This window comes from Streptomyces sp. NPDC001401, from assembly GCF_042895385.1.
Taxonomy (GTDB): Bacteria; Actinomycetota; Actinomycetes; order Streptomycetales; family Streptomycetaceae; genus Streptomyces.
Genome location: NZ_JBIAWI010000007.1, coordinates 26,983 through 41,194, shown reverse-complemented (window position 1 = coordinate 41,194; position 14,212 = coordinate 26,983). Strand labels below are relative to the sequence as shown.

Genomic DNA, 14,212 nt, shown 5'->3' with positions numbered 1-14,212 from the left:
CCTCTTCCCTCTGGATAGGAACAAGCCATCCCACGAGACCCGGATGACGGAAGTGACGGAAACCCTGAACGCACGCCAGGGCTGGGTTAGCCTCGTCTCCTCTTGGGGGCGAACTGACGTACGCCGAACATCACTTCGGGGGGTCCGTGTCACAACAGCGGCCGGTGCCACCGGACTCGGCGACGAGCGAGGCCGCCGCACTGCGGCAGACCGGTGCCTCACCCCTGCGCCCCGGCGACCCGGGCCGCATCGGCCCCTACGTGCCGCTGGCGCTGCTCGGCAGCGGTGGGATGGGACGGGTCTATCTGGCACGCCCCGCGGCGGACAGCCCCGATCTTGTCACGGTGAAGGTGATCAGACCGGAGTACGCGGACGACCCCAACTTCCGGCGCCGGTTCGAGCGTGAGGCGTCGGTGCACGCCCAGGTCCGCACCCCGCACACGCCGAGGCTGTGCGGTACCGGCTTCCAGGACGAACTGCTGTGGATGGCCACCGAGTACCTGCCGGGCCTCGATCTGGCGGATGCCGTACGTGAGGGCGGCGCCCTGGAGCCTGCGGGGGTCTGGCGACTGGTGGCGGAGCTGGGCCGGGCGCTCGCCGGCCTGGCCGCCGCGGGGATCGTGCACCGGGATCTGAAGCCGTCGAACGTACTGCTGTGCATCCGCGGCGCGTACGTGATCGACTTCGGTCTTTCGAAGGCCGTGGACGCGAGCGCGCTCACCGGCACGGGCAACCGGGTGGGAACTCCGGCCTACATGTCGCCGGAGCACCTGAGGACAGGCAGGTGCGACACGGCGTCTGACGTGTTCTCGCTGGCCGGGACGCTGGTCTACGCGGCGACGGGACGTGCCCCCTTCGGCGACGGCACGGGCGTCGATGTGATGCACCGGGTGGCGTTCGAAGAACCGGATCCGGAGCTGATCGGTGAGATCTCGGCGGCGGACGCGGCACTCGGCTCGCTGCTGTCCGCCTGCCTGGCCAAGGAGCCCGGGCGGCGGCCCATTCCGCAGGACCTGATCGACGCGGCCGAGCCACACACCGGGACGTCCGTCTGGCCCGAGCCGCTGGGCGGCAGGGTGCTGGCCCGGCAGCGGGCGTACGAGGTGCTGCGCAGACCCGCCCCGCCCGGTACCGGACCGCAGACGGAGGCGGCAGGTCCGTCCGCCGTCGCACCACCGCGGCACTTACCCGCGGAGGGAGGCCGCATCTGGGAGCGGAAGAAGCCGAGGCTGGCCGTCGCCGCGGGCGTCGTCCTCTGCATGGTGGCCGCAGCGGGCTTCCTGCTCGCCCGCCAGGACGCCCCGGCGACCGCTTCCTCCCCTCCCTCCCCGGAGGCCGGTGCGACGAACGGCGTCGGCACCAGGCCCGGTGATGCCCCCTTGTCGCCGGTGTCCGGGGCCTCGGACCGGACGTCCGTGTCCGGCAAGAGGGCCGACGGTGCCGCGAACGCCGACGCCGCCTCCTCGGGTCCTGAGGTCTCCGGCTCCGCCGGCACCGGCCGTACGACCGCGCCCTCGGCCGCTGCCACCGAGCCCAGTACCGCCGCCGACCCCGCCGCGTCCCCGAGCAGCACGCCCACCGAGCGCGCAGCCCCGCCCTGGATCTCCGACTGCACCTACTACTCCGGCAACGGACGCACACGCCAGGGGGACAGCGGCAGCCGTGTGCTGCAGGTGCAGTGCATGCTGGTCAAGCGCGGTTACAGCGTGGGGAGCACGGGCGTGGACGGCGACTTCGGTCCCGGAACGGAGTATGCGGTGCAGAGCTTCCAGAGCGACAAGGGGGTCGACGCCGACGGCATCGTGGGGCACGAGACCTGGACCGCTTTGCGCAGCACGGAGTGATGCCGGCGGCCCCTGGCTCCCGCTCAGGTGCATCCGACAACTTCCTTGCCCTGTCCCTCGCCCCCACCTAACCTGATTTTGTGCCGATAATAAACAAAGTCCGAACGCACAGTGCCGTGCCGGGCAACACCCTCGGCCGCCTGCGCATCGCCCTCACCGTCTTCTTCGCCCTCGACGGCTTCATCTTCGCCGGCTGGGTCGTCCGCATCCCCGCGATCAAGGAACAGACCGGCGCCTCCGCCAGCGCCCTCGGGCTCGCCCTGCTCGGCGTCTCCGCCGGCGCCGTGATCACGATGATGCTCACCGGACGCCTGTGCCGCCGCTACGGCAGCCACGCCGTCACCGTGATCTGCGGCATCCTGCTGTCCCTGAGCGTCGCCCTGCCGCCGCTGACCCACTCGGCCGTCGCACTCGGCGCCGTACTCCTGGTCTTCGGCGCCGCCTACGGCGGCATAAACGTCGCCTTCAACAGCGCGGCCGTCGACCTCGTCGCCGCCCTGCGGCGGCCGATCATGCCGAGCTTCCATGCCGCTTTCAGCCTGGGCGGCATGCTCGGCGCCGGGCTGGGTGGGCTGGTCGCCGGGCATCTGTCCGCCACTCGGCACCTCCTCGGTCTGACCTTCATCGGGCTTCTCGTGACGGCCATGGCGGGACGTTCGCTGCTGCGTCAACAGCCACCGAAGCCGCCCGAGCCCGCAGGCGGGGCCGGGCACGGCAGTCCGCGCCGCCTCGACGGCCGTGGCCGCGGGCTGGTCGTCGTCTTCGGGCTCATCGCCCTGTGCACCGCATACGGCGAGGGGGCCATGGCCGACTGGGGCGCACTGCACCTCGAACAGGACCTGGGCGCCTCCGCGGGAGTCGCGGCGACGGGCTACTCCTGTTTCGCGCTCGCCATGACCGTCGGGCGGCTGACCGGAACGACCCTGCTCGAGCGTCTCGGCCGTACGCGGACCGTGGTCGCGGGCGGCACCACCGCCGCGCTCGGCATGCTGGCCGGCTCCCTGGCGCCGTCGCTGTGGGCGGCTCAGATCGGCTTCGCCGTCACGGGACTCGGTCTCGCCAACCTCTTCCCGGTGGCCGTCGAACGCGCCGGGATGCTCGCCGGCCCCAGCGGTGTCGCGATCGCCTCCACCCTCGGCTACGGCGGCATGCTCCTCGGCCCGCCCGCGATCGGTTTCATGGCCGACTGGTTCTCCCTGCCCACCGCTCTCACCAGCGTCGCGGTGCTGGCAGCGGCCGCCGCGCTCGTCGGACTGGTGACGCGCGGCGCGGCCACCGGATGACTCGGCGGCCGGCGCCCGCCGTCTGCGCCCCGGTCGAATCGCGGCCCCAGGAAGGGCGCAGGTGGCGACCACCCCAAGCAGTCATCCTTGAGCAGTCACCCGATGAGCCGGTCGGCCGGATGCCTTCCCGGGGTACCAGGAAAGCTACGAAGCAACGCAACTCAGCCCTTCGGGAAGGGGAGAGTCCCATGCGACAGCGCCTGCCGGCACAGTTGGGCCGCCGGACCGCACCTCCGCTCGCGCTCGCGTCGGCCGCCGCCGTCCTTCTCGCCGCGTGCAGCTCCGGCGGCGGGGCGGACGGCGGCGACAAGGGCGGACCGCCCGCGATAGTCGTGCACCCCGAGGCCGGCAGCGGGAATGTGCCGGTCGGGCAGAAGGTGACGGTGCGCGCACGGGGCGGGTCCCTGACCTCCGTCGAGGTCGTCTCACCCGGCCCGGGCCGGCTCTCCGGCATCTGGTCCGAGGACAGGTCCGTGTGGACCTCGACCACACCGCTCGCCCCGGGCGCCACCTACACGGTGCGGGCGAACGGAAAGGCGGACGGCGGATCGGCCCTCGACAAGACCGCTTCCTTCACCACCGAGGCGCCGAAGAACGGCTTCGTCGGCGAGTACCACCCCGACAAGGGCATGACGGTCGGCATCGCCATGCCGGTCTCGATCACCTTCAACAAGCCCATCCGCGACAAGGCGGCAGTCGAGCGGAAGCTCCAGGTCACCGCCTCCCCTGCGGTCCAGGGCGCCTGGAGCTGGATGAAGGACCGCAGTGGCAAGGACCGCATCGACTACCGGCCCGAGAGGTACTGGCAGCCCGGCACCCGTGTCACGCTGCGCATGGACCTGGCAGGCGTGAACGCGGGCGGCGGGGTCTACGGCACCCAGGACCGCGTCGTGAACTTCCTCATCGGCGATGCCGTGACGAGCACGGTGAACGTCACGACGAAAACGATGACGGTGGCGAGGAACGGGAGGACACTGCGCACCCTGAAGGTCTCCAGCGGCAAGAAGGGCTACGAGACCTGGAACGGCACCATGGTCGTCCTGGGCAAGGTGCCGACCATCCGCATGGACTCCTCGACCGTCCGTATCTTCGGCCCCGAGGCGTACAACCTGGGCGCGGTCAAGTGGGACGTCCAGCTCACCACGTCCGGCACCTACGTGCACGCCGCGCCCTGGAACGCGGAAAAGTTCGGCGTGGTCAACGGCAGCCACGGCTGCATCGGCATGAGCACGAGCGACGCCGAGTGGTTCTACGGCCGGGTCGACCTCGGCGACCCGGTCACCGTCGTCCACTCCGTCGACACCGTGGCGGCCAACAACGGTTACGGCGACTGGAACGTCGCCTGGACCGCCTGGAAGAAGGGCAGCGCCCTGAACTAGAGCCCCGCACCGGAACATGACGGCGGCCCGCCGCTCCCGGCCGGGTTCCGCGGGATGCTGGTATCGGGAACAGCGGGTCGGGAGGTACTGGGATGCGGTGGTGGGCCGGCGCATGGATGATCGCCGGAATGGTCGCCCTGGCGGCGTGCGGCACGTCGGCGGGCGGCGGAGCCTCGGGAGCGGCGTCGGCGTCCGGGAGCAGTTCGGCGCAGCCGTCCTCCACTGCACCGACGGGCCCGTCCGCGAGCCCGTCCGGGGCAAGCCCGAGCAAGTCGGCCACGGCGCCTTCGACTCCGGCAGGAAACTGTGCCGCCGGGCATACGGAGATCAGCGTCGCCCCCGGTGACGCGGTCGAACAGCGGCTGTGCGTACGGCCCGGGACTGTGGTGTCCCTCGTCCTGCGGCCCCGGGTGGACGACAAGCGGTGGACGGCCGTGCACAGTTCCGCGCCGGTCTTCGTCGTGGCTTCCGGATGGCGGCTGGACGCCGACGGGACGGCCCACGCCTCGCTGCGGTGCGCCGGCACCCGGGGCGGTGCGGCCGAGATCACCGCACTGGCGAAGGCCCCGGACGTGGCGGGCGCGCCGCGCGCCGCCTTCACCCTGCACGTGAGTGTGGTGCCGTACACGACACAGGGCTGAGCCCGGGAACTGACTCCTGGCTGCGGACGACCAGCACGCTCCGCTCCCCGGGGTGGGCCTGAACGGCCGCCAGAACCGTGTGCTCCGCGACGATCCCGGCGACCTGCTCGGACTTCGGCAACTCGTCCATCGCGCCCCCCGCCGGCCTCCGAGTGGGCCTCCGGCCTGGGGCTCAGGCCTGTTCGGTGGGGCGTACGAGGAGCTCGGCGACGGCCACGTGCCGGGGGCGGGTGACGATGTAGCCGACGGTGTCGGCGATGTCCTGGCTCTGCAGCCGCTCGATGTCGCCCAGGGCGGCGACGATGTGCCGCTGGATGACGTCCGGGTTGTGCGTGCGCAGCTCGGTGTCGACGCTGCCCGGCTCGATGACGGACACGCGGACGTGCTGCCGTGCCAGTTCCTGGCGCAGCGCCTCGCTGAAGGCGCCGACGCCGAACTTGGTGGCGCTGTACACGGCGGACATGGCGTAGGCGTTGCGGCCGGCGAGCGAGCCGATGTTGACGATGTCGGCGACCCGACGCGGCTCCTCGGCGGCGGCCTTGACCAGGTGCGGGACGGCCGCGTGGGCGGTGTACATCAGGCCCATCAGGTTGATGTCGATCATGCGCTGCCAGTCGTTCAGGTCCGCGCCCGGGGCGGGCCCGAGCAGCATGAGGCCGGCGTTGTTGACCAGGGTGTCCAGGCGGCCCAGGTTCTCGACGGTCCGCTCGACCGCTTCCGCGGCGGCCTGAGGGGTGGTGATGTCGGCAGGCACCACCAGGGCCTGTCCGCCGGCCTTGGAGATCTCGGCGGCGAGGTCGGCAAGCCGGTCCTCACGCCGTCCGACCACGGCCACTGCGGCGCCCTCCCGGGCGAGTTCCAGGGCGGTGGCGTTGCCGATGCCGCTGGAGGCCCCGGTGACCAGGGCGACAGTTCCTTCGAGACGACGAGTCATCGTTCAAGCCTTTCGATAGTCGATATTCGATGTTCGATAAACAGCGCGGCCACCTTGCTGGGGGCCGTGCGGGACAGGGAGAGAAGGCCCTGCCGGCGAGGGCCGTACGGGGGGTGGAGGCCACTCAGTGCCCGGCCGAGGGCAGAATGGGGAAGTGAGCACCACTGGGCAGAAGAGCACCGACGCCAAGCATCGGAAGACCACGATCGAGGGAGAGCTGCCGCCGCGCGAGCGCCTGGTCCGGGCCGCGTCGCGGCTGTTCTATTACGAGGGTGTACGCGCGATCGGTGTGGAGCGGCTGATCGCCGAGGCCGGGGTGACGAAGGCGACCTTCTACCGGCACTTCGCCGCCAAGGACGACCTGGTCGTGGCGTATCTGCTGACCAAGGACGCCTACTACAAGGAGGTGGCCGAACCGCTGGCCGCCGCGCACCCGCCCGCGGAGGCGATCGACCTGATCTTCGAGGCGATCGCCGAGCACGCCCGCGAGCGCGGTTTCCGCGGATCGCCGTTCCTGAACGCGGCCGCCGAGTACCCGGACGCCGGCCATCCGGTCCGGAGCCTGGTGACCTCCCACCGGGACTGGATCCGCGGCCTCTTCCAGGACCTGCTCACCCGGCTCGGCCACACCGATGCGGAGTCGGCCGCCGGTGCACTGCTGATGCTGTACGACGGCGCGATGGCCGCCGGGTACCTGGACGACTCCACGGCTGCCCACAAGACCCTGCTGGACGCGGTCCGGCTGATCCGGTCGGAAGGCTGAACCCGCCGGGGTCGCGCACCGATCCCGGATGGGGCGGCTCGTCGACGACGTGCGGTGTCCCGGCCGGCGTGGGGCTTGACCGCGGGAGCCGCCCTGGTCCTGGAACGCATCGGCTGCATGGAGGGTTTCATGGAGCTTTTTCTTCTCTGTTCGACTTGCAGAAGGGACGCCGAGAGGGCGCCGACGAAGCGGTAGGAAGACCGGTCGTTCTACCTGTTGACGATAACCCGCCCGGCGCCCTCGCGCCAGCGGTCGGCTCATTTGTGGGATCCCTCACCGGCCGTTGGCCGTGAGCGATCCGAGGGGACGCGCATCAGGCCCGCTCCACGCCGTCCGGAAGCGAAACGCCCCGGTCCCGCCGCCCAACGTCAGCCAGACGTACTCCCCCTCCTTGACCAGCCGGAGGGCGATGTACGCGCACCCGGGACACCGGGCGGTCAGGCCCGGTTCCGGGCCGTAGACGTGGAGTTGGGCGAGGGGGCCGGACTGTGCGCACTCCGGGCAGCGCCACCAGGCCGTGGTCGTCTCCACGGAGAGGATCTCCGAGAGCGGGCCGGCGAGACAGTTGCCGTCGAGGTGGGCGGTGTCGTCTGCCATCGGGACCTCCGGTCAGCCGAAGCGTTCGGTGCGGATAGTGGCGGGGTCTCGGCCCAGGTCGACGAGCAGGTTGCCGGCCGTCTCGACGAAGCCGGTGGGGCCGCAGACGTAGACGGGGCTGGTCGGTTCGAGGCGGGCCGTCGGTTTCTCCAGGTCGTCCGACGTGAGGCGCCCGGCCGCTCGGGGGCTGCCCGGTGGGGCCTGACGCGTATAGAGGAGGCGGACGTCGACGTGCGGAGCGCGGTGGTCGGTGAGCTCGTCGCCGTACCAGATGTCGGCGGGGGTGCGGACGGAGTACAGGAGGTGCAAGGGGCTCGTCGAGCGTGCCGCCCGGTGGGCTCGGATCATGGCCGCCAGCGGGACGACTCCGGAGCCGCCCGCGACGAGCAGCGTCGGTTCGGTCTGTTCGGGGCGCCAGACGAACCAGTTGCCGAGCGGGCCGCGCACCTCCACCTCGGCGCCGGGCGGCAGTTCGTCGGCGAGGTAGGGCGAGACCTCCCCGTCCGGCACGGTCTGCACGCCCAGTTCGATGCGGTCGCCGTCGGCGGGCGCGGCCAGCGAGTAGCTGCGTACGGCCTGGTAGCCGTCGTCGGCGGTGAGGCGCACGTCGACGTGCTGGCCGGGCAGGTGGCCGGGCCAGCCGGGCACGGTGAACAGCAGGGAGCGGGCGGTGGCGGTCTGCGGGCGGCGCTCGTCGAGGCGGGCCCGGCGCCAGGCGACAGCTGTGGCGGTGGCCATGGTCAGTCTCCCCAGTTGCGCTGCTCGCGCCAGGGATCGCCGTAGTTGTGATAGCCGACGGACTCCCAGAAGCCGGGCTCGTCCTCGTGCGTGAGCCGCAGTCCGCGCACCCACTTGGCCGACTTCCAGAGATACAGGTGCGGCACGAGCAGGCGGGCCGGGCCGCCGTGTTCCGGAGAGAGCGGGTAACCGTCGTAGGTGTGGGCGATCCACGCCTTGCCGTCGAGGAGGTCCTCCAGGGGGAGGTTGGTGGTGTAGCCGCCGTAGCTGTGGGCGACGACGAAGTCGGCGGACGTCTCGACGTCCTCGAAGAAGGCGTCGAGGGAGACTCCGCGCCACGGGGTGTCGAACTTGGACCAGCGGGTCACGCAGTGGATGTCCGTGACCGTCTCCTGCTGCGGCAGGGCCATCATCTCCGCCCAGGTCCAGGAGTACGTCTCCCCGGTCTCCGTGGCGATGGTGAAGGCCCAGGTGTCGGTGGACACGCGTGGGGTCGGCCCTGCGGACAGCACCGGGAACTGCTCGGTCGGGTACTGGCCGGGAGGCAGCCGGTCCGCCAGGGAACGGGCCCGCCCGCGGAAACCGGGTGAGAAGGAGCTCATGACGTCATCGATCTCCTCGGCTCGGAGCCCTCGGAGGGCCCCGAGGGCGAGACAGCCGGATGTCCCCCATCATGAGCCGCTCCTCCCGGGCCCGCATGCCGTTCGGCGAGACGGCCGACCTCCTGCGTGGGCGGCAGGCGTCCGCGCCCTGGCGAATACCGACAACATCGAGGCCGTCGAAGCACTGCACCAGTGCTGCCCGCGCAGCCGACGCGGTGCGCGGGGCCGTACGCCGCGGCATGGTCGACCACCTGCTCAAACCCTTCGACTACGAGGACCTCGAACCCGGTCTGGAGCGGTACGCCGCCCAGCGCGGGCGCCCGTTCGGCACGGTCGTCCGCGGCCCGGCCGACGTCGACCGGGTACTCGCCGGAGCGTTCTCCCCCGCCCCGGGCCGCGCCCTACGGCACCCTGTCCGCGGCCGAGTGCGCGGCCGCGCACTTCCCTTCGACCGCGCTCCATCCGGCACACTCGCCTCATGGAGACAGCCGAGTTCGTGGAGATCCTGAACCGGGAGGGCCGGGTGCTGGCCGCGGCCGCCGAGGAGGCCGGGACCGGTGCCAAGGTGCCGACCTGCCCGGACTGGCAGGTGAAGGACCTGGTGCGGCACACCGGGATGGTGCACCGGTGGGCGGCCGCGTTCGTCGCCGAGGGGCACACCTCCTACCATCCCGACGGCGGGCTGCCCGACCTCGACGGCAGCGAACTGCTGGCCTGGTTCCGCGAGGGGCACCGGTACCTCGTCGACACCCTCGCCTCCGCCTCGCCCGAGGTCGAGTGCTGGCACTTCCTGCCGGCGCCGTCCCCGCTCGCGTTCTGGGCCCGGCGGCAGGCGCACGAGACCACCGTGCACCGGATCGACGCGGAGTCGGCGCGAGGCGGAGCGCAGACCGGGATCGACGCCGGCTTCGCGGCCGACGGCATCGACGAGCTGCTGCGCGGCTTCCACGCCCGCTCCAGGAGCAGGGTCCGCAGCGACGAACCGCGAGTACTGCGAGTACGGGCGACGGACACGGACGGCGCGGTGTGGACCGTACGGCTGTCCCAGGAGCCGCCCGTGGCCGCGCGGGATGCGGCAGGAGACGCCGACTGCGAAGTGACCGGGCCCGCCGCGCAGTTGTACCTGGCGCTGTGGAACCGGCTGCCGTTCCCGAACGTGACCGGGGATCCCGCCACCGCCGCGCTGTGGCGCGAGAGGTCGGCCGTCACCTGGAGCTGAGGTCGCTCGCCAGCATCCGCGTCAGCACCGCACGCTGCACCGGCAGCACCTCGCCGTGCAGCGTGCGCCCCTTCCGGGTGAGCGCCACACGGACGCCCCGCCGGTCCTCCTGGCACATGGCGCGCTCGACGAGGCCGTCCTTCTCCAGCCGGGCGATCAGCCGCGACAGCGCGCTCTGGCTGAGATGGACCCGCTCGGAGATCTCCTGCACGCGATAGGCGCAGGAGTCGCCGGACAGCACGTCCAGCACCTCGAAGTCGCTGGCGCACAGGCCGTGTTGATGCAGTGCGCGATCGAGTTCGCACTGGGTGCGGGCATGCAGCGCGAGGATGTCCCGCCACTGGTCCACGAGCGCCTGTTCGGCCTTCTTCGCCACCATCCGCGCACCGTAGCAGAGAAACAGAATTATTGCATCGGAATTAAATGCATTTGCATTCGATGCATGCGCATGTAGTGTCTGTGTTCATGACCTCTCCGCTCACCACCCCTGCGGCCCCGTCCTCGGCGGCTCGTTGGACTCCCCGGCTGTGGGGCACCCTGCTGGTGCTCTGCGCCGCGATGTTCCTGGACGCGCTCGACGTGTCGATGGTCGGCGTCGCGCTGCCGTCCATCGGCTCCGACCTCGATCTCTCCACCTCGGCGCTGCAATGGATCGTCAGCGGCTACATCCTGGGCTACGGCGGTCTGCTCCTGCTCGGCGGACGCACCGCCGACCTGCTCGGCCGGCGCCAGGTCTTCCTGATCGCCCTGGGCGTGTTCGCGCTCGCCTCACTGCTCGGCGGGCTCGTCGACTCGGGTCCGCTGCTGATCGCCAGCCGCTTCATCAAGGGCCTGAGCGCGGCCTTCACCGCGCCCGCCGGCCTGTCCATCATCACCACGACCTTCGCCGAGGGCCCGCTGCGCAACCGGGCCCTGTCCATCTACACCACCTGCGCGGCCACCGGCTTCTCGATGGGTCTGGTGCTCTCCGGCCTGCTCACCGAGGCCAGTTGGCGCCTGACCATGCTGCTGCCCGCGCCCATCGCCCTGATCGCGCTGGTGGCGGGCCTGAAGCTGCTGCCGCGCAGCGAGCGCGAGAAGGACCACAACGGCTACGACATCCCCGGGGCCGTCATCGGCACGGCGTCGATGCTGCTGCTCGTGTTCACCGTCGTACAGGCTCCGCAGGTCGGCTGGGCGTCGGCCCGCACGCTGCTGTCCTTCCTGGCCGTCGCCGTACTGCTGACCGTGTTCGTGCTCGTCGAGCGGCGCTCGGCAGGTCCGCTGATCCGGCTGGGCGTGCTGCGCTCCGGCAGCCAGATCCGTGCCCAGCTCGGCGCGATGGCCTTCTTCGGCTCCTACGTCGGTTTCCAGTTCCTGGTCACCCTGTACATGCAGTCGCTGCTCGGCTGGTCGGCGCTGCACACGGCGCTCGCCTTCCTGCCGGCCGGGGCGCTGGTGGCGGTGTCCTCGACGAAGGTCGGCTCGATCGTCGACCGGTTCGGCACCCAGCGGCTGATCGCGGCGGGCTTCGCGCTGATGGTCGTCGGATACGCACTGTTCCTGCGCGTGAACCTCGACCCCGTCTACGCCGCCGTCATCCTGCCGTCGATGCTGCTGATCGGCGCGGCCTGCGCGCTGGTCTTCCCCTCGCTCAACATCCAGGCCACCAACGGGGTCGAGGACCACGAGCAGGGCATGGTCTCCGGGCTGCTCAACACCTCGGTGCAGGTGGGCGGCGCCATCTTCCTGGCCGTCGTGACCGCGGTGGTCACCGCCGGAGCCCCCGAACACGCCACCCCGCAGGCCGTGCTGGACAGCTACCGGCCCGGGCTGGTGGTGGTGACGGGCATCGCCGTCGCCGGGCTGCTGATCACGCTCACGGGCCTGCGTACCCGTCGTACGCAGCAGTCCGTCGTGGTCGCCAAGTCCACATCTCTGGAGGCGGAGCGCGTAACCGTACGCGACTAGGGGGACGCCTCCCCTGTGTGCGCCCGGCGGGGCCTGCTTGCTCCGCCGGGCGCACCGCTGTGAGACTGGGTGCATGGACGAGTACGGGGGACGGCGCCGCAAGGCCGAGCAGGACGCGATGACCGTGGAGATCGGTTACGCGCTGGTCAGTGCGGTGTTCGCAGCCGGAGTGGTCTTCGGAGCCGTCGCCGGACCGGCGTTGCTCTTCGACCTGCCGGACCTGCTGTCCACGCTGCTGCTGCGGGTGGGTCTGACGCTCGCGCCCATCGTCTTCGTCGTCCGGGCCGTGAGCGTCCTGGTGCGCTTCCGGCGCGGCGCTCAGCCCAGCCAGCCCGGCCGCACCAGCCCCGACTCGTAGGCGAGGACGACCAGTTGGGCCCTGTCCCGGGCGCCCAGCTTGACCATGGTGCGGCTGACGTGGGTCTTCGCGGTGAGGGGGCTGACGACCAGACGGCGGGCGATCTCCTCGTTGGACAGGCCGATGCCGACCAGGGCCATCACCTCCCGTTCCCGCTCGGTGAGTTCGCCGAGTGCGTCCTCGGCCGCGGGTTCCTTGGAGCGGGCCGCGAACTCGGCGATCAGACGGCGGGTCACGCCCGGTGAGAGCAGTGCGTCGCCCTCGACCACCGCCCTTACGGCGCGCAGGAGTTCTTCCGGTTCGGTGTCCTTGACCAGGAAGCCGGAGGCGCCGGAGCGGATCGCCTCGAAGACGTACTCGTCGAGCTCGAAGGTGGTGAGCATGACCACCTTGACGCCCTGCAGCGCCTCCTCGTCGGTGATCCGGCGGGTCGTCGCCAGGCCGTCCAGCGTCGGCATGCGGATGTCCATCAGGACGACGTCCGGGCGCAGTTCGCGCACCTTGCGCAGCGCCTCCTCGCCGTCGGCGGCCTCCCCGGCCACCTCGATGTCGGGCTGTGCGTCGAGCAGCGCCTTGAAGCCGGCGCGCACCAGGGACTGGTCGTCGGCGAGCAGTACACGGATCACCGGTCGTCCTCCTTCGCCTTGACCGTCAACGGCAGTACGGCGAGCACCCGGAAGCCGCCGTCCGTGCGCGGGCCCGCCTCGATCGTGCCACCCAGCGCGGCGGCCCGCTCCCGCATTCCGGCCAGACCGTTGCCGCTGCCGCCCGCGTCGGCGCCGGTCGCGGGCCCGTCGTCGTCGATGCGCAGCCGCAGTGTCCGCTCGTCGTGGTCGACGTGCACGCGCGCGTGGCGTGAGCCCGAGTGCCGTACGACGTTGGTGAGTGCCTCCTGGACGATGCGGAAGGCGGCGAGGTCGGTGCCGGGCGCGAGGCGGGGAGGCTCCCCTTCGACGTCCACCGTGAGACCTGCGCTCGCCGCCTGTTCCACCAGCTCGGGCAGCCGGTCGAGGCCGGGCGCCGGAGCGCGCGGCGCGTCTCCGGGTGTGCGGAGCGTGTCGAGGACCTGGCGGACCTCGCCGAGCGCCTCCTTGCTGGCGGCCTTGATGGTGGTGAGCGCGGTGCGCGCCTGCTCGGGGTCGGTGTCGAGGAGGGCGAGGCCGACGCCCGCCTGGACGTTGATCACGGAGATGCTGTGGGCGAGGACGTCGTGCAGTTCCCGGGCGATCCGCAGCCGCTCCTCGTCGGCCCGCCGCCGCGCCGCCTGCGCCCGCTCGGCCCGTTCTCTGGTCCACTGCTCGCGCCGGATCCGGACCAGTTCCGCCAGCGCGACGATCGCCGCCACCCACGCGGCGATCACGGCCTCCTGCGCCCAGGCGGCCGCGGAGTCCCTCGACGGCGGCAGCCAGCGGTACAGCCAGTGGGCCACCAGCATGTGCCCGGCCCACAGCATCGCCAGAGCGCCCCAGGCGGCCCGCCGGTGTCCCGCGACGATCGCGCTGAAGACGGCCACCGCGACGGCGAAGAAGACCGGCCCGTACGCGTACCCGGCACCCAGGTAGACCATCGCGGCCGCCGCCGTGCCGAACACGACGAACACCGGATACCGCCGGCGCCACAGCAGCAGCCCCGACCCGACGAGCAGCAGCACGCGGGCGAAGACGTCGAGGTCGGCGCGCCAACCCTCCTGCTGGTGCGCCGCGAAGTGGGAGCCGACGAGCACGAAGACGGTGATCAGCACGGTGGAGCGCCACGGCCACCGGGCCACCCGGTGCTCGTCGCCCCAGCGGTTCATCCACGGCGGCCCGTGCCGCCACCACTGCGGCGGCCCGCCCCCGCGCCCATGCTGCTCGTCCATGACCGCCACGCTAGACGTCACCGGGCGCGCGGGGCGTCCGCCGGGC

15 protein-coding genes and 1 pseudogene are annotated in these 14,212 nt (G+C 71.6%); 9 read left to right on the top strand and 7 right to left on the bottom strand.

Annotation, left to right across the window (positions count from 1 at the left end; all coding sequences use genetic code 11):
• Positions 1-146 precede the first annotated feature (146 nt).
• From ACFY10_RS23640 to ACFY10_RS23625, 4 genes are all read left to right on the top strand, one after another.
• Positions 147-1,844, top strand: a complete 1,698-nt coding sequence (locus tag ACFY10_RS23640; protein ID WP_390667163.1) for a protein kinase — start codon at positions 147-149, stop codon at positions 1,842-1,844.
• Positions 1,845-1,960: 116 nt separating this feature from the next.
• Positions 1,961-3,127, top strand: a complete 1,167-nt coding sequence (locus tag ACFY10_RS23635) for an MFS transporter (protein WP_390667162.1) — start codon at positions 1,961-1,963, stop codon at positions 3,125-3,127.
• Positions 3,128-3,315: 188 nt separating this feature from the next.
• On the top strand, positions 3,316-4,506 hold the full coding sequence (locus tag ACFY10_RS23630) for an Ig-like domain-containing protein (RefSeq protein WP_390667161.1): 1,191 nt from the start codon (positions 3,316-3,318) through the stop codon (positions 4,504-4,506).
• Positions 4,507-4,598: 92 nt separating this feature from the next.
• Positions 4,599-5,147: a hypothetical protein gene (locus ACFY10_RS23625; protein ID WP_390667160.1), complete on the top strand. Its 549-nt coding sequence runs from the start codon at positions 4,599-4,601 to the stop codon at positions 5,145-5,147.
• A 172-nt stretch (positions 5,148-5,319) separates the two neighbouring features.
• Here the strand turns inward: ACFY10_RS23625 and ACFY10_RS23620 are convergent, their stop codons facing one another.
• Positions 5,320-6,081, bottom strand: a complete 762-nt coding sequence (locus ACFY10_RS23620; protein ID WP_390667159.1) for an SDR family NAD(P)-dependent oxidoreductase — start codon at positions 6,079-6,081, stop codon at positions 5,320-5,322.
• A gap of 154 nt (positions 6,082-6,235) precedes the next feature.
• On the opposite strand from ACFY10_RS23620, the gene ACFY10_RS23615 reads away from it, so the two are divergent.
• Positions 6,236-6,844, top strand: coding sequence for a TetR/AcrR family transcriptional regulator (locus ACFY10_RS23615; RefSeq protein WP_390667158.1), 609 nt, complete (start codon positions 6,236-6,238; stop codon positions 6,842-6,844).
• A gap of 273 nt (positions 6,845-7,117) precedes the next feature.
• Here the strand turns inward: ACFY10_RS23615 and ACFY10_RS23610 are convergent, their stop codons facing one another.
• Genes ACFY10_RS23610 through ACFY10_RS23600 form a run of 3 tightly spaced genes read right to left on the bottom strand, consistent with a single transcriptional unit; the run spans position 7,118 to position 8,781 of the window.
• Positions 7,118-7,441 (bottom strand): DUF6510 family protein, encoded by a 324-nt coding sequence (locus ACFY10_RS23610; RefSeq protein ID WP_390667157.1) that lies wholly within the window; start codon positions 7,439-7,441, stop codon positions 7,118-7,120.
• 12 nt (positions 7,442-7,453) lie between these two features.
• Positions 7,454-8,179, bottom strand: coding sequence for a ferredoxin reductase (locus ACFY10_RS23605; RefSeq protein WP_390667156.1), 726 nt, complete (start codon positions 8,177-8,179; stop codon positions 7,454-7,456).
• A gap of 2 nt (positions 8,180-8,181) precedes the next feature.
• A complete protein-coding gene (locus ACFY10_RS23600; RefSeq protein WP_390667155.1) occupies positions 8,182-8,781 on the bottom strand; it encodes a sulfite oxidase-like oxidoreductase in 600 nt (199 codons plus the stop codon).
• Positions 8,782-8,972: 191 nt separating this feature from the next.
• Here ACFY10_RS23600 and ACFY10_RS23595 point away from each other — a divergent pair.
• Positions 8,973-9,185: pseudogene (locus ACFY10_RS23595) on the top strand (two-component system response regulator); the annotation flags it as partial.
• Positions 9,186-9,259: 74 nt separating this feature from the next.
• Positions 9,260-10,000: a maleylpyruvate isomerase family mycothiol-dependent enzyme gene (locus tag ACFY10_RS23590; protein ID WP_390667154.1), complete on the top strand. Its 741-nt coding sequence runs from the start codon at positions 9,260-9,262 to the stop codon at positions 9,998-10,000.
• Here the strand turns inward: ACFY10_RS23590 and ACFY10_RS23585 are convergent.
• On the bottom strand, positions 9,987-10,379 hold the full coding sequence (locus tag ACFY10_RS23585) for a MarR family winged helix-turn-helix transcriptional regulator (protein ID WP_390667153.1): 393 nt from the start codon (positions 10,377-10,379) through the stop codon (positions 9,987-9,989). The genes ACFY10_RS23590 and ACFY10_RS23585 overlap by 14 nt on opposite strands.
• Positions 10,380-10,465: 86 nt before the next feature.
• Between ACFY10_RS23585 and ACFY10_RS23580 the strand changes: the two genes are divergently transcribed.
• Together ACFY10_RS23580 and ACFY10_RS23575 are read left to right on the top strand one after the other, a co-directional pair.
• On the top strand, positions 10,466-11,950 hold the full coding sequence (locus ACFY10_RS23580; protein ID WP_390667152.1) for an MFS transporter: 1,485 nt from the start codon (positions 10,466-10,468) through the stop codon (positions 11,948-11,950).
• A 73-nt stretch (positions 11,951-12,023) separates the two neighbouring features.
• Positions 12,024-12,308 (top strand): DUF6332 family protein, encoded by a 285-nt coding sequence (locus ACFY10_RS23575; RefSeq protein WP_390667151.1) that lies wholly within the window; start codon positions 12,024-12,026, stop codon positions 12,306-12,308.
• On the opposite strand, the gene ACFY10_RS23570 is transcribed toward ACFY10_RS23575, so the two are convergent.
• A complete protein-coding gene (locus ACFY10_RS23570) occupies positions 12,269-12,934 on the bottom strand; it encodes a response regulator (protein WP_390667150.1) in 666 nt (221 codons plus the stop codon). The two genes, ACFY10_RS23575 and ACFY10_RS23570, sit on opposite strands and share 40 nt — an antisense overlap.
• Complete coding sequence (locus ACFY10_RS23565; protein ID WP_390667149.1) at positions 12,931-14,166, bottom strand: sensor histidine kinase; 1,236 nt, start codon at positions 14,164-14,166, stop codon at positions 12,931-12,933. The genes ACFY10_RS23570 and ACFY10_RS23565 overlap by 4 nt, the downstream gene beginning before the upstream one ends.
• Between the last annotated feature and the right edge of the window lie 46 nt (positions 14,167-14,212).